This window comes from Pseudomonas sp. P42 (assembly GCF_017973755.1).
Taxonomy (GTDB): domain Bacteria; phylum Pseudomonadota; class Gammaproteobacteria; order Pseudomonadales; family Pseudomonadaceae; genus Aquipseudomonas; species Aquipseudomonas iridis.
In genome coordinates, this window is sequence record NZ_JACOPU010000008.1 from 184758 (window position 1) to 206602 (window position 21845).

Annotated in this window: 21 protein-coding genes; 11 read left to right on the forward strand and 10 right to left on the reverse strand. The window is 58.7% G+C overall.

The genetic code is table 11. The annotated features are described in order from the left end of the window. Positions 1-62 precede the first annotated feature (62 nt). Positions 63-1400, reverse strand: coding sequence for an MFS transporter (locus tag H8B20_RS24985; protein WP_042561188.1), 1338 nt, complete (start codon positions 1398-1400; stop codon positions 63-65). Between the two features lie 269 nt (positions 1401-1669). Between H8B20_RS24985 and quiC the strand changes: the two genes are divergently transcribed. Then, positions 1670-3571 (forward strand): 3-dehydroshikimate dehydratase QuiC, encoded by a 1902-nt coding sequence (gene quiC, locus H8B20_RS24990; RefSeq protein ID WP_047303351.1) that lies wholly within the window; start codon positions 1670-1672, stop codon positions 3569-3571. Between the two features lie 102 nt (positions 3572-3673). Beyond that, positions 3674-4351, forward strand: a complete 678-nt coding sequence (locus tag H8B20_RS24995; RefSeq protein ID WP_042561187.1) for a TetR/AcrR family transcriptional regulator — start codon at positions 3674-3676, stop codon at positions 4349-4351. Positions 4352-4428: 77 nt separating this feature from the next. On the opposite strand, the gene H8B20_RS25000 is transcribed toward H8B20_RS24995, so the two are convergent. The 4 genes from H8B20_RS25000 to H8B20_RS25015 form a co-directional block, all read right to left on the reverse strand. After that, complete coding sequence (locus H8B20_RS25000) at positions 4429-5283, reverse strand: shikimate dehydrogenase (protein WP_210624904.1); 855 nt, start codon at positions 5281-5283, stop codon at positions 4429-4431. After that, on the reverse strand, positions 5280-5729 hold the full coding sequence (aroQ, locus tag H8B20_RS25005; RefSeq protein WP_042561186.1) for a type II 3-dehydroquinate dehydratase: 450 nt from the start codon (positions 5727-5729) through the stop codon (positions 5280-5282). Before aroQ ends, H8B20_RS25000 begins: the two co-directional genes overlap by 4 nt. 269 nt (positions 5730-5998) lie before the next feature. Beyond that, positions 5999-7078 (reverse strand): tRNA (uridine(54)-C5)-methyltransferase TrmA, encoded by a 1080-nt coding sequence (trmA, locus tag H8B20_RS25010; RefSeq protein ID WP_150595279.1) that lies wholly within the window; start codon positions 7076-7078, stop codon positions 5999-6001. After that, a complete protein-coding gene (locus H8B20_RS25015; RefSeq protein WP_150597074.1) occupies positions 7075-8370 on the reverse strand; it encodes an NCS2 family permease in 1296 nt (431 codons plus the stop codon). Before H8B20_RS25015 ends, trmA begins: the two co-directional genes overlap by 4 nt. 222 nt (positions 8371-8592) lie before the next feature. Between H8B20_RS25015 and H8B20_RS25020 the strand changes: the two genes are divergently transcribed. Next, positions 8593-9042: a DUF4879 domain-containing protein gene (locus tag H8B20_RS25020; RefSeq protein WP_210624953.1), complete on the forward strand. Its 450-nt coding sequence runs from the start codon at positions 8593-8595 to the stop codon at positions 9040-9042. 66 nt (positions 9043-9108) lie between these two features. After that, positions 9109-9660 carry a DJ-1 family glyoxalase III gene (locus H8B20_RS25025; protein ID WP_047303489.1) on the forward strand — a complete coding sequence of 184 codons (552 nt, stop codon included), beginning with the start codon at positions 9109-9111 and terminating at the stop codon, positions 9658-9660. Positions 9661-9665: 5 nt separating this feature from the next. Here the strand turns inward: H8B20_RS25025 and H8B20_RS25030 are convergent, their stop codons facing one another. Further along, complete coding sequence (locus H8B20_RS25030; protein WP_047303344.1) at positions 9666-9953, reverse strand: HigA family addiction module antitoxin; 288 nt, start codon at positions 9951-9953, stop codon at positions 9666-9668. A 120-nt stretch (positions 9954-10073) separates the two neighbouring features. Then, positions 10074-11312, reverse strand: coding sequence for an MFS transporter (locus H8B20_RS25035; RefSeq protein WP_210624905.1), 1239 nt, complete (start codon positions 11310-11312; stop codon positions 10074-10076). Between the two features lie 407 nt (positions 11313-11719). On the opposite strand from H8B20_RS25035, the gene H8B20_RS25040 reads away from it, so the two are divergent. From H8B20_RS25040 to H8B20_RS25050, 3 genes are all read left to right on the forward strand, one after another. Next, positions 11720-13165: a cytochrome ubiquinol oxidase subunit I gene (locus tag H8B20_RS25040; protein WP_210624906.1), complete on the forward strand. Its 1446-nt coding sequence runs from the start codon at positions 11720-11722 to the stop codon at positions 13163-13165. Between the two features lie 3 nt (positions 13166-13168). Next, complete coding sequence (gene cydB / locus H8B20_RS25045; RefSeq protein WP_210624907.1) at positions 13169-14176, forward strand: cytochrome d ubiquinol oxidase subunit II; 1008 nt, start codon at positions 13169-13171, stop codon at positions 14174-14176. 81 nt (positions 14177-14257) lie between these two features. Continuing rightward, on the forward strand, positions 14258-14425 hold the full coding sequence (locus H8B20_RS25050) for a DUF2474 domain-containing protein (RefSeq protein ID WP_080896061.1): 168 nt from the start codon (positions 14258-14260) through the stop codon (positions 14423-14425). Positions 14426-14493: 68 nt separating this feature from the next. Here the strand turns inward: H8B20_RS25050 and H8B20_RS25055 are convergent, their stop codons facing one another. Both H8B20_RS25055 and H8B20_RS25060 read right to left on the reverse strand, forming a co-directional pair. Next, positions 14494-15618, reverse strand: a complete 1125-nt coding sequence (locus tag H8B20_RS25055; RefSeq protein WP_210624908.1) for a methyltransferase — start codon at positions 15616-15618, stop codon at positions 14494-14496. A 174-nt stretch (positions 15619-15792) separates the two neighbouring features. Next, positions 15793-16356: a helix-turn-helix transcriptional regulator gene (locus H8B20_RS25060; protein ID WP_342345724.1), complete on the reverse strand. Its 564-nt coding sequence runs from the start codon at positions 16354-16356 to the stop codon at positions 15793-15795. Positions 16357-16743: 387 nt separating this feature from the next. On the opposite strand from H8B20_RS25060, the gene H8B20_RS25065 reads away from it, so the two are divergent. Then, complete coding sequence (locus tag H8B20_RS25065) at positions 16744-17520, forward strand: ferredoxin--NADP reductase (protein WP_210624909.1); 777 nt, start codon at positions 16744-16746, stop codon at positions 17518-17520. Between the two features lie 45 nt (positions 17521-17565). On the opposite strand, the gene mscL is transcribed toward H8B20_RS25065, so the two are convergent. After that, positions 17566-17979, reverse strand: coding sequence for a large-conductance mechanosensitive channel protein MscL (gene mscL / locus H8B20_RS25070; protein WP_042561176.1), 414 nt, complete (start codon positions 17977-17979; stop codon positions 17566-17568). Positions 17980-18264: 285 nt separating this feature from the next. Between mscL and H8B20_RS25075 the strand changes: the two genes are divergently transcribed. The 3 genes from H8B20_RS25075 to radA are packed head-to-tail and all read left to right on the forward strand — an operon-like array spanning position 18265 to position 21824. Then, positions 18265-19806, forward strand: a complete 1542-nt coding sequence (locus H8B20_RS25075) for a catalase (protein ID WP_210624910.1) — start codon at positions 18265-18267, stop codon at positions 19804-19806. A 59-nt stretch (positions 19807-19865) separates the two neighbouring features. Continuing rightward, the gene (locus H8B20_RS25080) at positions 19866-20411 is read left to right on the forward strand and encodes an ankyrin repeat domain-containing protein (protein WP_210624911.1); all 546 of its coding nucleotides are present in this window, start codon (positions 19866-19868) and stop codon (positions 20409-20411) included. Positions 20412-20456: 45 nt separating this feature from the next. Further along, a complete protein-coding gene (radA, locus tag H8B20_RS25085; protein ID WP_008084632.1) occupies positions 20457-21824 on the forward strand; it encodes a DNA repair protein RadA in 1368 nt (455 codons plus the stop codon). The last annotated feature ends 21 nt before the right edge of the window (positions 21825-21845 follow it).

Here is a 21845-nt window from a genome sequence, read left to right on the forward strand (position 1 = left end):
TTTTGATCTTTAACAACAAGATCAACAGATCGCCGCGTGCCGCAACTCTTACAGGGGGTGGATCACTCGGTGATGGCTGGAATCTTGCGCGGCGCCATGAAGTACATCCACGTCAGCGCGAGGAAGTACATCGCCGGAATCAGGGTGAACAGCACGGTGTAGTTGTTGTTGGTGACGGTGAGGATGTGGCCGACGATCTGGGTCATGAACATCCCGCCGATCGCTGCGCACATGCCGCCGAAACCGAACACCGTACTCATCATGTGCTTGGGCGTGTAGTCCATCACCAGGCTCCAGATGTTCGCGGTCCAGGCCTGGTGCGCACCGATGGCCAGCGAGATCGCCGCCACCGCGACCCACAAGTTGGCGGAGCCGGCGGCCATGACCACCCCGATGATGCAGCAGGCGAACAGCAACATCGACAGCAACCGCGCCTTGATCGCGTTCATGCCGCGACCGATCAGGAACGAGGACAGAATGCCGCCACCGACACTGCCGAAGTCGGCGGTGACGTAGATGATGATCAACGGGATACCCATCTGGGTCACGTTGATGCCCAGGTTGTATTGCTGATTGAGAAACGGCGGCAACCAGTACAGGTAGAACCAGAACACCGGCGCGGTCAGCGAGTAGGCGAGGGCGAAGGCCCAGGTGCCGCGCATGCGCAGGATTTTCGAGAACGGCACGCGAGCCTGTTCCGGTTCGACTTCCTGCTGGATGTAGTCGAGTTCGGACTGTTTCACGCTCGGGTGATCTTCCGGGTTGAAGTACTTCAAACCCCAGAACAACAGCCAGATCCCGCCCAGTGCCGCCATGCACAGAAACGCCGCCTGCCAGCCCCATACGTGAAGGACCAGTGGCAACAGCATCGGCGTGAACATGGCGCCGACGTTGGTGCCGGCGTTGAAGATGCCGGTGGCGACGGCGCGTTCACCGGCGGGAAACCACAGGCGCGTGGTTTTCACGCAGGCCGGGTAATTCGCCGCTTCCGTCAGGCCAAGGATAAACCGGCAGACCATGAAGCCGACCGCTGAAGTGGCCAGACCGTGAGCGCCGGTGGCCAGGCTCCAGAGCAGCACGGCGCAGAAGAACACGCGCTTGACGCCGACCCGGTCTATCAACCGCCCTTGCAGGACAAAACCGATGGCGTAGCCGACCTGAAACCAGAAGTTGATGTTGGCGTAATCCATCGCCGTCCAGCTCATTTCCTTGGCGAGGATCGGCTGCATGACGCCGAGGGCGGCGCGGTCGATGTAGTTCAGGGTGGTGGCGAAAAACACCAGCGCCAGCATGCCCCAACGGGTTTTGCCGACCGCCATGGCGCCGCGGATCTTGTCGCCGATGCCACCGGTGGCAGTGCTCATGGCCGGGGCCATGCGGGAAGTCTGTGAAGGAATCATGTGTTCCACCCGTTTTTGGATTTTTTATTTGGTGTTCTTTTGTTGTCGAACACTGCGACCGGTGGTTCATGTCCGGACTCAATGTGCAGTCGATGTTGGGCAGTGGACGAAAAATCGTCAATTCGTCAAACCGCCATTGTGTTCGATAATCGCCCGCAAAACTAACCGGGTAGTACACTTTAAATTGCTGCGCGAGGGGATGCAGCCAATAATTTCACCACGATAAAAATGATCACCCGTCACAAACGGCGCAGTCCAGGAGTTGAAGTATGCAGCGTTCCATTGCCACGGTTTCCTTGAGCGGCACCCTGCCGGAAAAACTCGAAGCCATCGCCGCCGCCGGGTTCGACGGGGTGGAAATCTTCGAAAACGACCTCCTGTACTACGACGGCAGTCCGCGGGAAATTAAACAGATGTGCGCCGATCTCGGCATCGCCATCACCCTGTTCCAGCCGTTCCGTGATTTCGAAGGCTGCCGCCGCGATCGGCTGGCGCGCAATCTGGAGCGGGCGGAGCGCAAGTTCGATCTGATGCAGGAATTGGGTACCGATCTGGTGCTGGTGTGCAGTAACGCCTCGGCCGACAGCGTTGGCGATCAGCAAATTCTGATAGATGACCTGCGGCTTCTGGCGGAGCGCGCCGGGGCACGCGGTTTACGCATCGGTTATGAAGCGCTGGCGTGGGGTCGCCACGTAAACACTTATCAACAGGTCTGGGACATTGTGCGTCAGGCCGACCACCCAAGCCTTGGCGTGTTGCTCGACAGCTTCCATACCTTGTCGTTGAAAGGCGATCCGTCTGCCATCGCCGACATTCCCGGCGACAAGATCTTTTTCGTACAAATGGCTGACGCACCGATCCTGGCAATGGATGTGCTGGAGTGGAGCCGGCATTTCCGCTGTTTTCCGGGGCAGGGTGAATTCGATCTGCCGGGCTTCCTCGCGCCGATCATCCAGAGCGGTTACACCGGGCCGCTGTCGCTGGAAATCTTCAACGATGGTTTCCGTGCCGCGCCGCCACGGGCTAACGCGGCCGACGGGTTGCGTTCATTGCTGTACCTGGAGGAGAAGACTCGGCTGCGCCTGGAGCAAGACGCGACCCCCGTTGCCAATCGCGAAATTCTCTTCGAAACGCCCAAGGCCAGCGAGTACAACGGCGTCGAGTTTCTTGAGTTTGCTGTCGATGAAAGCCTCGGCGCCAAGCTATCGAACTGGCTGGAACGACTCGGTTTCGTCAAGGCTGGGCAGCACCGATCCAAGAGTGTGAGCCTGCTGCGCCAAGGTGATATCAACCTGATTCTCAATTCTGAACCGTACTCGTTTGCTCACAGTTTCTTCGAGGCCCACGGCCCATCGCTGTGCGCCACCGCTGTGCGAGTCAAGGACAGCGCCAGCGCGCTGGCCCGTGCTGTTGCTTATAAAGGTCAGCCCTATCGCGGGTTGGTCGGGCCGAACGAGCTGGAATTGGCGGCGGTACGCGCGCCGGACGGCAGCCTGATTTATCTGGTGGATGAACAGGCGGATGTCTACGGCACCGACTTCAATCTGCTGCCCGACGCACCGGGACGTGGCGGCCTCAAGCGCATCGATCACATGGCCATGGCATTGCCGGCGGACAGCCTCGACAGTTGGGTGCTGTTCTATAAAAGCCTGCTGGATTTCGAGGCCGACGACGAAGTGGTCCTGCCCGACCCGTATGGTCTGGTGAAGAGCCGTGCGCTGCGCAGTCGCGATAGCTCGATCCGTTTGCCGTTGAATATTTCCGAGAACCGCAACACGGCGATCTCCCACGCACTGTCGAGCTATCGCGGCTCCGGTGTGCATCACATCGCCTTCGATTGTGATGACATCTTCGCCGAAGTCAGTCGAGCCAAAGAGGCGGGGGTGCCGTTGCTGGATATTCCGCTCAACTATTACGACGATCTCGCCGCGCGTTTTGATTTCGACGACGAATTCCTCAGTGAGCTGGCGTATTACAACGTGCTGTATGACCGCGATGCGCAGGGTGGCGAGCTGTTTCACGTCTACACCGAGCCGTTTGAAGGGCGCTTCTTCTTCGAGATCATCCAGCGCAAAAATGGCTATGCCGGTTATGGCGCGGCGAACGTTGCAGTGCGTTTGGCCGCGATGGCCAAATCACGCAGTGGCGCGGTGCGCCAGGCGAAGTTGTAGGAAATTCGTAAACGCGGGATTAAACACGGGTCGCGCGGCTTCCTTCACTGTGCGGCTCGGCCCATAATCGCCAGCCTGTGCAGTGAAGGCCGTGAGCCCGCAATGACAATAAATTCAGAACTTTCCGCAGCTCCCGTCGAGTCCGTCGCAGAGCCGCGCAAAAGTCGCAAGAACAACCCGGAAAAGACCCGTGAGAACATCTTGCAGGAGGCGATCGTCGAGTTCGTCCAGCAGGGATTGTCCGGTGCCCGCGTCGACGCGATTGCCGAGCGCATCCACACCTCCAAACGCATGATCTATTACTACTTCGGCAGCAAGGAGCAGTTGTACGTCGAGGTGCTGGAGAAACTTTACGGCGATATCCGCAACACCGAAAACCGCTTGCACCTGGCTGAGTTGCCGCCCGTGGTGGCGATTCGGCGACTGGTAGAGTTCACCTTCGATCATCACGACCGTAACGTCGATTTCGTGCGCATCGTGTGCATCGAAAACATCCACAACGCGGAGTTCGTGAAGCGATCCGACGCGATCAAGGCGATGAACAACACCATCCTCGATTCACTGGGCGAGATACTGCGTCGGGGTGCCGAGGAGGGTGTATTCCGCGCCGGGCTTAATGCGCTGGATGTGCATTTGTTGATCAGTTCGTTCTGTTTCTATCGCGTGTCGAACCGCCATACGTTCAGTGAGATTTTTCAGATTGATCTGCCGGACGAAAGCATCAAGCAGCGTCATCGCGAGATGATTTGCGATTCGGTGTTGCGCTATCTGCAAGCCTGACACATCAAAAGATCGCAGCCTGCGGCAGCTCCTGAAAAACCCTGCAGGAGCTGCCGCAGGCTGCGATCTTTTGATCTCTAAATGTCCATACTTTGAAAATGCGCCAGCATCCGCTGCGCATCCGGCACCACGCCGCTGAACAACTCAAACGCCTTCACCGCTTGAAACACCGCCATGTTGCCGCCATCCAGCGTCCGGCAACCCAGTGCGCGGGCGTTACGCAACAATTCGGTTTCCAGCGGGAAATAGACGATTTCCGCCACCCACAATTCCTTGCGCAACAGCTCCACAGGCACCGGCATGCCCGGCAGTTTGGCCATGCCCATTGGCGTGGTATTCACCAGGCCGTCGGCCAGGTTCAGGGTACTCGACAGCTCATGCCCGGCCACTGCTCGTCCCCCACCGAAATGCTGGTTGAGGTTGTTCGCCAGGTGCTCGGCGCGTTCACGGTCTACGTCGAAAATACTCAAGTGCCGTACGCCTTCGCTCAACAGCGCGTGGGCCACTGCCGCGCCAGCGCCACCTGCACCCATCTGGACCACGCGCTCGCGTGCAGCGTCCTTCAAGCCACGGCGAAAACCTTCGGCAAACCCGAGGCAATCGGTGTTGTGGCCGACACGTTTGCCATCCTTCAGCACCACGGTATTCACCGCGCCGATGCCGCGCGCTTCGTCAGACAGTTCGTCGAGCAGCGGGATGATCGCTTGCTTGCACGGGAAGGTAATGTTCAACCCGGTGTAGTTCATCCGTTCGGCGGCCAGTAGCAAGTCGGGGAGGGCGCTGCTATCCATGTGCAGTTGGTCGAGGTCGATCAACCGATACAGATAACGCAGGCCCTGTGCGTCGCCTTCGTGCTCATGCAGCGCTGGCGTGCGCGAGGCCTGAATGCCGGCCCCGATCAGCCCGGCCAGTATTACGTTTTTGCGAATCATGCCGCGCATCCCTTCAGCCGCTGGCTGAAATGTTCCAGGGCCAGACGATAGCCGTGGCTGCCAAACCCGCACATTACCGCCGTGGCGATGGCTGAAACGAAGGAGTGGTGCCGGAATGCCTCGCGTGCGTGGACATTGGACAGGTGCACTTCGATCACCGGCAGTTCGCTGGCCACCAATGCATCACGAATCGCCACGGAGGTGTGCGTCCAGGCCGCTGGATTGATCACGATCCCGGCGCAACGGCCACGGGCGGCGTGAATCCAGTCGAGCAGTTCGCCTTCGTGATTGGTCTGGCGAAACTCCACGGTCAGGCCGAACTCTTCACCGGCACGACCGCACAAGGCAGAGATGTCAGCGAGGGTTTCGTGACCGTAAGTTGCGGGCTCACGAGTGCCGAGCAGATTCAGGTTCGGGCCGTTGAGCACCAGAACGATAGGGGGCATGAGAGGAGACTCCACTTATTGTTTTTGGCTTTGGCCAAGGGTTTCAGCCTGTGGAGATAAAATGTACTAGATGGTTACATGGGTCAATTGAACGCTTGGGTGCTTGGGTTTTTTTGTTCGGTGATCGCACAGATCAAAAGATCGCAGCCTGCGGCAGCTCCTACATTGGGAACGCGCTCCCCCTGTAGAAGCTGCCGCAGCTGCGATCTTTTAAGGCACCCACAAAAAAGCCGTCATCACGACGGCTTTTTTGTATCCAGCATCTGCAATCAGCGCCGGGTCAGCAGCACACCCGATTCCATGTGATGCGTCCACGGGAACTGGTCGAACAACGCGCACTGGGTGATGCGGTGCGTGTCGTGCAACTGGGCGATGTTGGCCGCCAGGGTTTCCGGGTTGCAGGAGATATAAAGGATGTTGTCGAAACGCCGGGTCAGTTCACAGGTGTCCGGGTCCATGCCGGCGCGCGGTGGATCGACGAATACGCTACCGAACTCGTAGCTTTTCAGGTCGATACCGTGCAGGCGACGGAACGGACGCACTTCGTTGAGCGCTTCGGTGAGCTCTTCGGCGGACAAGCGCACCAGTGTGACGTTATCCACAGCGTTTTCGCTGAGGTTGCTCAACGCCGCATTGACCGACGTCTTGCTGATTTCGGTGGCCAGTACTTTACGTACGCGGGTCGCCAACGGCAGGGTGAAGTTGCCGTTGCCGCAATACAGCTCCAGCAGATCGTCAGGGCGATCGCCCAGCGCTTCGTATGCCCAGTTCAACATCTTCTGGTTCACCGTGCCGTTAGGCTGGGTGAACGCGCCTTCCGGCTGGCGGTAGCTGAAGGTGCGGCCGCCGACTTCAAGTTGCTCGACCACATAATCCTGGCCGATAACTTCACGTTTGCCCTTGGAGCGACCGATGATGCTGACGCCCAGGTCCGCCGATAACTGGGTCGCTGCCGCGTGCCAATGCTCGTCCAGCGGACGGTGGTAGCACAGGGTGATCATCGCGTCGCCGGCCAGCGTGGTCAGGAACTCCACCTGAAACAGCTTGTGACTCAACGCCGAACTCGCCTGCCACGCCGCCTTCAATTGCGGCATCAACTGGTTGATGCGCAGGCTGGCAATCGGGAACTCTTCGATGAGGATCGGCGTGCGCTTGTCATCCTGGGAGAACATCGCGTAATGCCGCTCACCGCCCTCGCGCCACAGGCGGAACTCAGCGCGCAGGCGGAAGTTCGCAAGCGGCGAGTCGAACACGGTCGGCTCGGGCGCATCGAACGGCGCCAGCAGATCACGCAGGCGCGTGACCTTGGCTTCCAGTTGTTCGGCGTAAGCTTTGGAATCGAAAGTCATGCGTTGAACCAACCCAACTTGATCACGAACAGAATCGACAGAATTACCAGCGCCGGGTTCAGCTCACGAGCGCGGCCCGACAGCAGTTTGATCGCGGTCCATGAGATGAAGCCAAACGCGATGCCGTTGGCGATCGAGTAAGTGAATGGCATGGCCAGCGCAGTCACGACGACCGGCGCGGCGACGGTGATGTCATCCCAGTCTATTTCCGCCAGGCCAGAAGTCATCAACACGGCGACGAACAGCAGCGCCGGTGCGGTGGCGAAAGCCGGAACGCTGGACGCCAGTGGCGAGAAGAACAACGCCAGCAGGAACAGGATCGCCACGACGATGGCCGTCAGACCGGTACGGCCACCAGCACTTACGCCAGCAGCGGATTCGATGTAACTGGTGGTGGTCGAGGTGCCCAGCAGCGAACCGGCCATGGCCGCGGTGCTGTCGGCGATCAGTGCGCGACCCATTTTCGGCATGTGGCCGTCCTTGCCCATCAGGCCGGCGCGCTTGGCAACGCCGATCAGGGTGCCGGAGTTGTCGAACAGGTCGACGAACAGGAAGGCGAAGATCACGCTGACCAGACCGATGTCCAGTGCGCCTTTGATGTCCAGTTGCAGAAAGGTCGGCGCCAGCGAAGGCGGCATCGAGGTAATGCCGCCGAACGGGGTGAAGCCCATGGCGATCGAGGTGATGGTCACCGCCAGGATGCCGATCAGCACGGCGCCGCGCACTTTCAGCGCTTCAAGGGCGACGATCAGGGCGAAGCCGAGGGTGGCGAGGATGGGTGCAGGTTGTTTCAGGTCACCGAGGCCCACCATGGTCGCCGGGTTGCTGACCACGATGCCGGCGTTGTGCAGGGCGATCAGCGCCAGGAACAGGCCGATACCGGCAGCAATTGCTGAACGCAGGGGCAGCGGGATGCTGTTGATGATCCATTCGCGAATGCGGAAGATCGACAACAGGAAGAACAGCACTGCGGAAATGAACACCGCACCCAGCGCGACTTGCCAGGTGTGGCCCATGTGCAGGACGACGGTGTAGGTGAAGAAGGCGTTCAGACCCATGCCCGGTGCGAGGGCGATCGGGTAGTTGGCGATCAGACCCATCACCGCCGAGCCGATGGCGGCTGCCAGACAGGTGGCGACGAACAGCGCGCCCTTGTCCATACCGGTCTCGCCGAGGATGCTCGGGTTGACGAACAGAATGTAGGCCATGGCCAGGAAAGTCGTGATGCCCGCCAGAATCTCGGTCCGCACGTTGGTGTTGTGTGCCTTGAGTTGAAACAGCCTTTCCAGCATGTCCGCTCCCCGTGGCGCGCGTGGCGCCGTGAATGTATCGACCTCAACAGCAAAGCACAGACCGTCGCAAGCGCCTGGGAAATTGTGGTGGGCCGGAAAAAGCCGCGCATCATACCAGCAGCGTGAGGAATATGGCGGATGTTGGTGTCGATCGTCGGCGAAGTTTTGCGCTGTGGTCAACTGCGCCATACTGCGCGCAGTTTTTTGGTGATGGGGGGAAGCATGAGCAAGTGTCGGTTTAAAGCTTTTGGATTGATCGCAGGCCTGATGGTCGGGACGTCGACAGTGTGGGCCGCCTCGGCGGCGCCCTTGTCGCAAGTCAAAGTCATCAAGGTGCAATCTTCGGCGTGCGGCCTTGAAGACATTGCCGATGGTCAGGCGCAAACCCAGTGCAATCACAACGGCGCGAGCATCAAGGTCTACGTGTTGGAAGTCGGTTATGGCCAGAACCAACCGCAGGCTGCGCTGGACGGTTTCGAAGTGAACGGCACTCGGGCCCCGGTCTGTGCCTTTGATACCGGCAATCTGACCGAATGCACGCCCGGCAGCAAAACCGTCGGCTCTCTTTATACCTTCGATCTGGCGGGCAAGCAGGAAGGCACCTTCACCTTCAGCAACACCTCGATCAACGCTCCGCGCAACACAATGTCGACGCAGCTTTACATCAAGTAACGGCTGTTGCTGCGCGATCCGGGCGAAGCTGACTACGCTTTGAAGATCACCCAGCGGAAAGCGCCCATGACCTTTAGAGCCCTGATTACCCTCGCCGAGGGCATCGATGATTTGCACAGCGTGACCCTGATCGACGTACTGCGTCGCGCCGGCATCGAAGTGATGGCGGCCAGCATCGAGGGCCGCCGCATGCTGACCTGCGCCCGTGGCACGCGCCTCACCGCTGACGGCATGTTGGTTGATGTGCTGGCGCAGACCTTCGACCTGATCGTCCTGCCCGGCGGTGCCGTCGGTTCACAACACCTGGCGGCGCATCAACCGCTGCAACAATTGCTCAAGGATCAGGCCAGTGCCGGGCGCCTGTTCGCCGCCATCGCCGAAGCCCCGGCTGTCGCCCTGCAAGCCTTCGGTGTCTTACGCCAGCGACGCATGACCTGCCTGCCGAGCGCCAGCCATCAACTGTCGGGTTGCACCTTTGTTGATCAACCCGTTGTCGTCGACGGCAACTGCATCACCGCCCAAGGCTCCGGCGCCGCTCTGGAGTTTGCACTGACGCTGGTCGAGCAATTGGGCGGCAAGGCGTTACGGGTGAAAGTGGCGGGGGAGTTGGTGGTTTGAAGTGATCAGGCGTGTGCAGCGAGAGGTTCAATCGCTGGCTGCTCGCGATGTTCCGCCTGCCACAGATCGTAATCTGTTTGTACACCCAGCCACACGCGCGCCTTGCCAATGCCCGCTCGCTCCAGCCGTACCGCCAAGTCCGGACTAATGGGTGCATGGCCGTGCAATACGCGGGAGAGATGCGGTCGAGCGAAGCCAAGGTGTCGTGCCAGTTCAGTAACGCTGATGCCAAGTTCGGGCAAGACGTCCATCAACAATGTTTCACCGGGATGTGGCGGGTTGTGCATGGGCATGAGCCTGAGAGGACGATCATGGCGGCGAGTGTAAGGCGATACATTACACTCTGTGCGGTATCCATGTACCGCACCTTCGCGATTAATTTGTGCTCGTCGTGCTGAGTTCTAAAGCGAACGTCAAACCTTCACCTCTTCCACCGGCACATGCATCCGGTCGCGGTTAGCCAGCGTCGGGAACAGTTTGATCCACGTCCCGGTCACCACCAGCGTGCCGATGCCGCCCATGACCACCGCCGGCACGGTGCCGAACCAGTGGGCGGTGACGCCGGATTCGAATTCGCCCAACTGGTTCGAGGCGCCGATGAACAGGCCGTTGACCGCGCTGACCCGGCCGCGCATTTCGTCCGGGGTTTCCAGTTGCACGAAGGAGGCGCGGATCACCATGCTGATCATGTCCGCCGCGCCGAGTACCACCAGCACGGCCAGCGAGAACCAGAACGAGGTCGACAGGCCGAAGGCAATGGTCGCGACGCCGAAGATGCCCACCGCGGTGAACATCACGCGGCCGACGTTACGCTCCACGGCAAAGCGCGCGAGGAACAGCGACATCCCCAGCGCGCCGACTGCCGGCGCCGAACGCAGCAGGCCCAGGCCCCACGGGCCGGTCAGCAAAATATCCTTGGCGAACACCGGCAGCAGCGCCGTGGCGCCACCAAGCAGCACCGCGAACAGATCCAGAGAAATCGCACCGAGAATGTCCGGGCGACTACGGATGAAACGAATTCCCGCCAGCAATGAATCCAGCGTGGCTTTGCCTTTGTTCAACGGTGTCTGACGGGCCGGCAGGTTGAGCATCAACGTGCAGGCAATCACGTACAGGAGCACGGTCGGGCCATAGACCCAGACGCTGCCGAATGCGTAGAGCAGACCGCCAATGGCCGGGGCAACGATGGTTGCCGACTGTTGTGCCGATTGCGCCGCCGCGACGGCCCGCGGGAACAGCGCACTGGGCACGATGCTCGGCAACAGCGCCTGAGTGGTCGGCATCTCGAACGAGCGCGCCGCGCCGAGCAGGAAGGCGAGGATGAAGATCAGTTCGCGGGTGACGTGATCGGTGGCACTGCCAATCGCCAGCGCAAGGGCAATCAACGCCTGCAACGACTGACAGATGGCCGCGACCTTGCGTCGATCGTAGCGGTCGGCGACGTGCCCGGTGTGCAGCATGAACAGTACGCGCGGGGCGAATTCGACCAGGCCGACCAGACCCAGATCGAGGACGTTGCCGGTCAGTTGATAGAGGTTCCAGCCGATGGCCACGGTGAGCATCTGGAAACCGCTGGCGGTGAAAATCCGTGCGAACCAGAACGCCAGGAACGGTCGATGGTGACGTAACAGCAGGGGCTCTTGGCTGGGCATCTGAAGGCAGGTCTGGCTCGAGGGGAACCGCGAGATTATCACCAGTCTGTAACAGGAAGTTGCTGTTATAAAAAATTTAGTTAGCCAGACATCGATCTTGACCCGCTGCCTGACGGCGTGTGGCGAGGGAAGGCGTGGCAAAGGGTTGCTGCTGCAGTGAGGCAACTTGTCACGCGGCAAACGACCACGCAGTTCTTCGTCGGAAATGGGACTACTCTTTCAACGTTGCTTGATCCAGATCAAGACCCTCCCGGGCCATGCTCTGGTGGCCCGTTGGCCAGACTCCCTGCGTTGCGATGGTTGTAAAAAAAGAACGAATCGGAATTCGCCGCACTCCATATCCGTGGGGGCAGTAGGTGCAGGGGCCACAAGCCCCGACGCCGGTATTACCTGACAGAGGAAGACTTATGTTCGGTTTAGAGGCACTCGATCTCGCCCGAATTCAGTTCGCGTTCACCATCTCGTTCCACATCCTGTTCCCGGCCATCACCATCGGCCTGGCGAGTTACCTCGCGGTGCTCGAAGGCTTGTGGCTGAAAACCCATAACGACACCTACCGTGACCTTTACCACTTCTGGTCGAAGATCTTTGCGGTCAACTTCGGCATGGGCGTGGTTTCCGGGCTGGTCATGGCCTATCAGTTTGGCACCAACTGGAGCCGCTTTTCGGACTTCGCCGGTGCTGTCACGGGACCGCTGCTGACCTATGAAGTGCTCACGGCATTCTTCCTTGAAGCCGGTTTCCTGGGCGTGATGCTGTTCGGCTGGAACAAGGTCGGCCGCGGCTTGCACTTCTTCTCCACGGTGATGGTGGCGGTCGGTACGTTGATTTCGACCTTCTGGATTCTGGCCTCCAACAGCTGGATGCAGACCCCGCAGGGTTTCGAAATCATCAACGGTCAGGTGATTCCAACCGACTGGTTTGCAATCATTTTCAACCCGTCATTCCCTTACCGTCTGATGCACATGGCGACCGCGGCGTTTGTTGCGACGGCATTTTTCGTCGGCTCCTCAGCGGCCTGGCACTTGCTGCGCGGCAAGGACAATCCGGCGATCCGCACCATGCTGTCGATGGCGATGTGGATGGCGCTGATTGTGGCGCCGATCCAGGCTGTCATCGGTGATTTCCACGGTCTCAACACCCTCAAGCATCAACCGGCAAAAATCGCCGCGATTGAAGGCCACTGGGAAAACAAGGGTGACGAAGCAACACCCCTGATCCTGTTCGGCTGGCCGGACATGAAGGAAGAGAGAACCAAGTTTGCCGTGGAGATTCCGTATCTCGGCAGCCTGATCCTCACGCACTCGCTGGATAAGCAAGTACCGGCGCTCAAGGACTTCCCGCCCGAAGACCGGCCGAATTCGACCATCGTGTTCTGGTCGTTCCGGATCATGGTTGGCCTTGGATTCCTGATGATTTTCACTGGCCTGTGGAGTCTGTGGCTGCGCAAGCGCGACACGCTCTACACCTCGCGTCCGTTTCTATATCTGGCGCTGTGGATGGGGCCGTCTGGTCTGATTGCGATCCTCGCAGGCTGGTTTACCACTGAAATCGGCCGCCAGCCGTGGGTGGTTTACGGGCTGATGCGCACGGCTGATGCGTCTTCCAATCACAGCTTCGCGCAGATGAGCATCACGCTGATCATGTTTGTGGTGGTGTATTTCGCGCTGTTCGGTGCCGGTCTCGGCTACATGATGCGCCTGGTGCGCAAGGGGCCGAAGATCAGCGAGGGCCAGGAAACACCGGAGGGTGGGCCTGGCAAGAAACGCACACCGGCCCGTCCGTTGTCCGCAGCCGACGATTCGTCCGATGCCGACCACGGCGACGACGTCACCCTGACCAAGGAGATTTGACTCATGGGTATTGATCTTCCGCTGATCTGGGCCGTGATCATCATCTTCGGCATCATGATGTACGTGGTCATGGACGGCTTCGACCTGGGCATCGGGATCCTCTTCCCGTTCATCCCGGGCAAGGTCGACCGTGACGTGATGATGAACACCGTCGCCCCGGTCTGGGACGGTAACGAAACCTGGCTGGTGCTCGGCGGTGCGGCGCTGTTTGGCGCCTTCCCGCTGGCGTATTCGGTGGTGTTGTCGGCGTTGTACCTGCCGCTGATCTTCATGCTGATCGGTTTGATTTTCCGCGGCGTGGCGTTCGAGTTTCGCTTCAAGGCCAAGGACGACAAGCGTCACCTGTGGGACAAGGCATTCATCGGTGGTTCGGTGGCCGCGACGTTCTTTCAAGGCGTGGCGCTTGGGGCGTTCATTGATGGGTTGCCGGTGGTCAATCGGCAGTTTGCCGGTGGTTCACTGGATTGGCTGACGCCGTTCACGATGTTCTGCGGCGCGGCACTGGTGGTGGCTTACGCATTGCTCGGCTGTACGTGGCTGATCATGAAGACCGAAGGCAAGCTGCAAGAGCAGATGCATAACCTCGCGCGACCACTGGCCTTCGTGCTGTTGGCGGTGATCGGTATTGTCAGTATCTGGACGCCGCTGGCCCACCCGGACATCGCGACGCGCTGGTTCAGCATGCCGAACGTGTTCTGGTTCATGCCGGTGCCGATTCTGGTCCTGGTGACGATGTACGGCTTGATCCGCGCCGTGGCGCGTAACGCCAACTACATGCCGTTCCTGCTGACGCTGGTGCTGATTTTCCTCGGCTACAGCGGTCTCGGTATCAGCCTGTGGCCGAACATCGTGCCGCCGTCGATCTCGATCTGGGACGCCTCCGCACCGCCGCAAAGTCAGGGCTTCATGCTGGTCGGCACGCTGTTCATCATCCCGTTCATCCTGGGTTACACCTTCTGGAGCTACTACGTGTTCCGCGGCAAGGTTACCCATGAAGACGGTTATCACTAGAACTGTAGGAGCGGGCTTGTTCCGGGCGGCGTTCCGACGATGGCGTCGGCGGCGTTATTGAGCTAACGGAGGATCGATGCAATGACTGGCAAACATTCCCTGCACGACATTAAAGAAGCCGAAAAAAAGCCGCTGTGGCAGCGGCTCGGCTGGTTGGCCATGATCTGGATTGGTAGCGTCGGCGCACTGTTTATCGTCGCGAGCCTGATGCGCATGTTCATGAATGCTGCAGGTCTGACCACCCACTGAAATATCCAGTCGCTTTCAAAGGCACGTTTTGAAACCCTCCGAACGGAGGGTTTTTTATGCCTGGCGTTTTACTTGCGGGCTTTGAGAATCACGAATTTCGGTGTGTTCGCCACTTGTTCGACACCGCGGAACAGTCGCGCCAGTTTGCTGTGATAGCCCAGATGGCGATTGCCGACGATATACAACGCACCGCCTACCACCAACGCTTCGCGCGCTTGCTGAAACATGCGCCAGGCCAGGAAATCACCGACCACTTGCTGCTGATGGAACGGCGGATTACACAGCACCACGTCCAGCGATTGCGCTTCCTGGCCGGCCAGACCATCGCCGGCACGCACGATCACGTCGCGATCACCGAGCGCTGCGCGCCAGTTCTCGGCAGCCGACTGCACCGCCATGAACGATTCGTCGACCAGCGTGTAGTGCGCGTCGGGGTTGTGCAGGGCGCTGGCAATTGCCAGCACACCGTTGCCGCAGCCAAGGTCGGCGACCCGTGCACCGCCAAGGTTCTTGGGCAGATGCGGGAGAAAGGCGCGGGTGCCGATGTCCAAGCCTTCTCGGCAGAATACGTTGGCATGGTTGATCAGTTCGATGGCCGGCGTGTCGAGACGATAACGCGATGGGTAGGGCGACACCGCCGGTTCTTTCGCTTCAGGGGTGGCAATCAACAGCCGTGCTTTTTTCACTGCCAGTGACGCCTGTACCGGGCCGATGTAGCGTTCCAGCAAATCGCCTGCAGCGCGTGGCAGATGTTTAATCATGGCGGCGGCGATCACTTCTGCGCCGGGCGCCAGTTGCCCTTGCAGGCGGATCAGTTGTTCTTCCAGCAAGGCCAGGGTTTTCGGTACGCGGATCAGTACTCGGTCGAACGGCCCGACCAAGGGCTCGCTCGCCGGAATCCCCTGGATCGCATCGAAGGCCTGGCCGTTGCGCAGCAGATTCTTTTCCAGGCCCTGAAAACCCAGAAATGAATCGCCGCTGCTGCTGACTTCAACCTTGCCCAGCAAACTGGCGGCCAACGCGCCGAAGCTGTCGTTGAGCACCAATACCCGTGTGCCGGCCACCGGTTGCTGCGCCGCCAGGTAATTGAGCAAATATTCATCGGCCGCGTCAAAAGCTTGCAGCGGTTCATTTTGCTGTTCGGGCTGGCGAATCAGGTCGAGTTGGGCGAAGGGCGTGTCAAGCAAGGGCATGGGACGGGGACTCAGGGTGATCAAGGTGTGTTCCGCGGCTGGGTCTCTTGCGGCGGAACCCGACCCAGTGGACAGCGACTCTGACAGACAGCGTCATCACTCGGGAAGGGCCTGAATGGTACGTTTTTTTCCAGCGCAATACCCGTAAGTTTTGAAGGACGCCAAGCGGCGGTGTCAAATAATGCCGGCTCTCGCAGCGGCGATAACCGCAGAAATCTTGTTGCAGACGTTGAGTTTCTCAATCACGTTTTGTACGTGATAGTTAACGGTGCGCTCGCTCAGGCGGAGGGTTTTTGAAATTTCATAGGCTGTTTTTCCGCCAGCCGACAATTGCAGAACCTCCAGTTCTCGTGGCGAAAGATGCGGCTGGTCGGGCTTCATCGACTGCTTTGGCAGCGTACGAGCAAACAGTTCGCTCAAATGACTGGCTGCATAAAAGATGTAGCCAAAATGCTCATACAGTTCGAGTGGGCTGATCTGGCCTTGTTCCTGCAACGCTTGCCACACATGTGGAGCCTTCTCATACAGTGTTTCATTCCAGACAATCGGCATCATCGACTGATTGCAGTGTGCCGTTATCGGATCAATTGAACTGAATTTCCTTTGTTCATACTGCCTGTTCCATTCGTCGGGGTAGTTATTGATTTGCAAGGTGTTTATTGACGTAACCTGTTGCGGCATTGCAACGGTTACTGCACAAAAGTTAAAGCCAAGATTTTCGGCAAATCTGAGCAGTATCGGCTACGCAGTATCGATGCCCTTGGCGAAAGTCAGCTGCTTCAACTGCGACTCCTTCCACGTTTCCATTAAAAATGCTCCGTGCAATTTCCGGGGTGCTTCTTGGATCTAATCTGATCCGCACGAAGACGAGCGTAGGACGTTTCCCACGTGATGCTCCGATTATTTTGCTCTTGGAACGAGTGATTATTTGAATGGCCGGTTATTAAGTACAGAGTGTTTTATATATGACTTATCATTGTTGCGGAATTTTCCTCTCCCACACGTAATGGAAAAGTGCACGCACATTATCCTAAGGGCAGGCATCCTGATATCACTACAAATCAGAGGTATTTAAGCAGGCGACTTTGCGCGAGACTGTTGGTTAACCGTTGAATGGAGTGCCCAATGACTGCCAACACAGACAAATTCACCCATCAGACCTTGCTTGACGTGCAACCGTTGACGCCCAATCTGTTCACTCTGCGTACCACCCGTGATGCGGGTTTTCGCTTTCGTGCCGGTCAGTTCGCGCGACTCGGTGTGATCAAGGCCGATGGCAGCACAGTGTGGCGCGCCTACTCCATGGTCTCTTCACCGTTTGACGAGTTTCTTGAGTTCTTTTCTATCGTGGTACCCGGAGGCGAGTTCACCAGTGAGCTGAGTCGACTGGAGGTTGGCGACACCTTGATGGTTGAACGTCAGGCCTATGGCTATCTGACCCTTGATCGTTTCGTCGACGGACGCGATTTGTGGCTGTTGTCGACAGGTACTGGGGTGGCACCTTTCCTGTCGATCCTTCAGGATTTCGAGGTCTGGGAAAAATTCGAGAGGATCATTCTTGTGTACAGCGTCAGGGAAGCGCGCGAACTGGCTTACCAGTCGTTGATCGCCGAACTGGCACAGCGTGATTATCTGGCGGAGCACATCCACAAGCTGCAGTACATTCCCACTGTCACTCGCCAGACGCATCCCGGTGCGCTGAACGGGCGGATCACGACGCTGATCGAGAACGGTGAGCTGGAACGCGCCGCGGGTGTGGAACTTTCTGCCGAACACTCGCGCGTCATGCTGTGTGGCAATCCGCAGATGATCGACGACACGCGTGCCTTGCTCAAACAGCGGCACATGAGCCTGAGCCTTGCTCGGCGGCCTGGCCAGGTGGCAGTGGAAAACTACTGGTAAACAAACGGCGCCTCGCAGGCGCCGTTTTTTTTGGGTGTGGCTGATTCAGGGCTGATTGTTCTGAGCCTTGAGCAAATCGCGGATCTCGCCCAGCAATTCCTCTTCTTTGGTCGGAACCGGCGGCAGGCTAGGCGCAACGGCTTCTTCGCGCTTCAGACGGTTGATGGCTTTGACACCCATGAAAATCGCGAAAGCAACGATCACGAAGTCCAAAACGGTTTGGAGGAACTTGCCGTACGCGAGCATCACCGCAGGCGCATCGCCCTGAGCCGCTTTCAACGTAATGGCCAGATCACTGAAGTCCACTCCGCCGATCAGCAGGCCGATTGGCGGCATGATTACGTCACCGACAAAGGATGAAACGATTTTGCCGAATGCGGCACCGATGATGATACCGACGGCCATGTCGACCACATTGCCTTTGACCGCGAAGGCCTTGAACTCGTTAAGCACGCCCATAGGTTATTTCCTTGTTACAGATGAGTTTGGTGTTGGCAGTGTAAATCAGTAAAACGCTTACTGCGCGAAACACCTTCTTACAATGCACATTTTTATCGACACATGAATAGACGATTAGTTTTCAAAGTGCCACTAATCGCGCGCGATTTACGCCATAACCACATGACTTGGAAGGAATTTTTTTCAATCATTGCGTTACGTTCTTTCTATTTATGTTCAGCGTTGCGGGCCTCTAGCCTTGTGTTGGCGCACCTGGATGCGCTCAAAAAAACAGAGGATCCTGATATGAATTCCGCTATTGGATTAGGGGCTTTTCCCCATCGCCGCACGCTTGGGGTCATCACCGCCAGCCTGCTGACCTTTTCCGTGCATGCCGCCCCGCTGACTCGCGACAACGGTGCCGCGGTAGGTGACAACCAGAACTCGCAGACTGCAGGAGCCAATGGCCCGGTGCTGTTGCAGGATGTGCAACTGATCCAGAAACTGCAGCGCTTTGACCGCGAGCGCATTCCCGAGCGCGTGGTACATGCACGGGGCACCGGTGCCCACGGCACCTTTACGGTGACCAACGATCTCAGCGACTTGAGCAAGGCCAAGGTGTTCGCTGCCGGCCAGACTACCCCGGTATTTGTGCGTTTCTCCGCTGTGGTTCACGGTAATCACTCCCCGGAAACCTTGCGTGATCCGCGCGGTTTCGCCACCAAGTTCTACACGGCTGACGGTAACTGGGACCTGGTTGGCAACAATTTCCCGACCTTCTTCATCCGCGATGCAATCAAATTCCCGGACATGGTGCACGCGTTCAAGCCTGACCCACGCACCAACCTTGATGACGATTCGCGCCGGTTCGATTTCTTCTCCCATGTACCGGAAGCCACGCGTACGCTGACCGAGTTGTATTCCAACTCGGGTACTCCGGCCAGTTATCGAGAGATGGATGGCAACGGTGTGCATGCCTATAAGTTGGTCAATGCCAAAGGCGAAGTGCATTACGTCAAGTTTCACTGGAAGAGTTTGCAGGGCATCAACAATCTGACGCCCAAGCAAGTCGGCAAAGTTCAGGGCCAAGACTACAGTCACATGACTAACGATTTGGTTACGAATATAAACAAGGGCAACTTCCCGAAGTGGGACTTGTACATTCAAGTGCTAAAACCACAAGATTTGTCCAAGTTTGATTTTGATCCATTGGATGCAACGAAGATCTGGCCAGGTATCGCGGAGCGAAAAGTTGGACAAATGGTCCTTAATCGTAATCCGGCAAATGTGTTTCAGGAAACTGAACAAGTAGCCATGGCGCCGGCCAATATTGTTCCTGGTATCGAGCCTTCGGAAGACCGCTTGTTGCAAGGTCGAGTGTTCTCTTATGCCGATACACAAATGTACCGCCTCGGTGCCAATGCCCTGCAATTGCCGATCAATGCACCGAAAGTTGCGGTGAACAATGGCAACCAGGATGGTGCGATGAACTTCGGTGCCAGCGCTTCCGGAGTGAATTATCAACCGAGCCGTCTGCAGCCGCGTGAAGAAACACAAACCGCGCGCTACAGCCAGATGGCGCTGTCGGGCAGCACGCAGCAGGCGAAGATCCAGCGTGAGCAGAACTTCAAGCAGGCAGGCGATCTGTACCGCTCGTTCAGCAAGAAAGAGCGTCGCGATCTGATCGACAGCTTTGGCGGCTCGCTGGCCACCACCGATGACGAGAGCAAGCACATCATCCTGTCCTTCCTTTATAAGGCTGATCCCGAGTACGGCACTGGTGTCACCGAAGTGGCCAAGGGTGACTTGAGCCGGGTCAAGGCACTGGCAGCCAAACTGGTCGACTGATTCCACACAACGTCACGCGGGGCCTGAGTCAGGCCCCGTTTCGCTGAGGGAGACTGCTGATGCGTGTTTATCTGGTTCTATTGTTCGGGTTTATGTCCTGTGGTGCGCTGGCAGCACCGGCCGTGCAAAGCCCTGATGCGCTCAAAGAACAACTACAGGATTACTATTTCGACGCCGCCCGGCGCGGTGATGTACCAATGCTCGATACCTTTATCGAGTCCGGTTATTCACTCGACACCCGCGACGGCAAGGGTTACACCGCGCTGATTCTGGCGGCTTATCACGGTCAGGCACCCGCAGTGGAGCGCTTGCTTGCCGCTGGTGCGGATGCCTGTGCCCAGGACCAGCGCGGCAACACGGCGTTGATGGGTGCGATCTTCAAGGGTGAGTTACAGATCGCCCGTCGGTTAATGGCCACCGATTGCAGCCCCGATCAACGTAACGGTGCCGGTCAGACGGCGGCGATGTATGCGGGTTTGTTCAAACGCCTTGAATTGCTCGACGCGCTGAAAGCCAAAGGCGCCGACCTGAATGCCGAAGATCCGCTGGGTAATAGCGCCGCACGTCTGGCCAGCGGCGAGATCCGTACCGCGGCGCCGCGCTGATCGGCGGCGCGTGCGTTATCATCGCGGTTTTTGTCGGGGGTTCTGATGGCCAAGGCCAAGCGCATGTACGGCTGCACCGAGTGCGGCGCAACCTTTCCCAAGTGGGCCGGCCAGTGTGGCGAGTGCGGTGCCTGGAATACGCTGACCGAAACCATGATCGAGAGCGGCGGCGCGACGGCGCCCTCCGGACGCACCGGTTGGACCGGGCAGCAGGCGCAGATCAAAACCCTGGCCGAAGTCAGCGTCGAAGAGATACCACGGTTTTCCACTGCCTCCAGTGAGCTGGATCGTGTACTGGGCGGCGGCCTGGTCGATGGCTCGGTGGTGTTGATCGGCGGCGACCCGGGTATCGGCAAGTCGACGATTCTGTTGCAGACCCTGTGCAACCTCGCCAAGAGCATGCCGGCGCTGTACGTCACCGGCGAGGAATCCCAACAGCAAGTGGCCATGCGCGCCCGCCGCCTCGGTTTGCCTCAGGATCAGCTACGGGTGATGACCGAAACCTGCATCGAGACCATCATCGCCACGGCACGTCAGGAAAAGCCCAAGGTGATGGTGATCGACTCGATCCAGACGATCTTCACCGAACAACTGCAATCGGCGCCCGGCGGCGTGTCTCAGGTGCGCGAGAGTGCGGCGTTGCTGGTGCGCTATGCCAAGCAAAGCGGCACGGCGATTTTCCTCGTCGGCCACGTGACTAAGGAAGGCGCACTGGCCGGCCCGCGCGTGCTTGAGCACATGGTCGACACCGTGCTGTATTTCGAAGGCGAATCCGATGGTCGACTGCGTTTGCTGCGGGCGGTGAAGAACCGCTTCGGCGCCGTCAACGAGTTGGGCGTGTTCGGCATGACCGACAAGGGTTTGAAAGAGGTCTCCAACCCTTCGGCGATTTTTCTCACGCGCGCTCAGGAAGAAGTCCCGGGCAGTGTCGTGATGGCGACGTGGGAAGGCACCCGGCCGATGCTGGTGGAAGTGCAGGCGCTGGTCGATGACAGTCATCTGGCCAACCCGCGCCGTGTGACGTTGGGGCTGGATCAGAACCGATTGGCGATGCTACTGGCCGTTTTGCATCGCCATGGCGGCATACCGACTCACGATCAGGATGTGTTCCTCAACGTGGTCGGCGGGGTGAAGGTGCTGGAAACCGCATCCGACCTGGCGCTGATGGCGGCCGTGATGTCGAGCCTGCGCAATCGGCCGTTGCCCCATGACCTGCTGGTGTTTGGCGAAGTCGGGTTGTCCGGCGAAGTGCGTCCGGTACCAAGCGGTCAGGAGCGGTTGAAGGAAGCGGCCAAGCATGGCTTCAAACGCGCCATTGTGCCGAAGGGCAATGCGCCGAAGGAATCACCGCCGGGGCTGCAGATCATTGCCGTGACCCGACTGGAACAGGCCCTCGACGCGCTTTTCGAATAACTACACCCCCCTGTAGGAGCA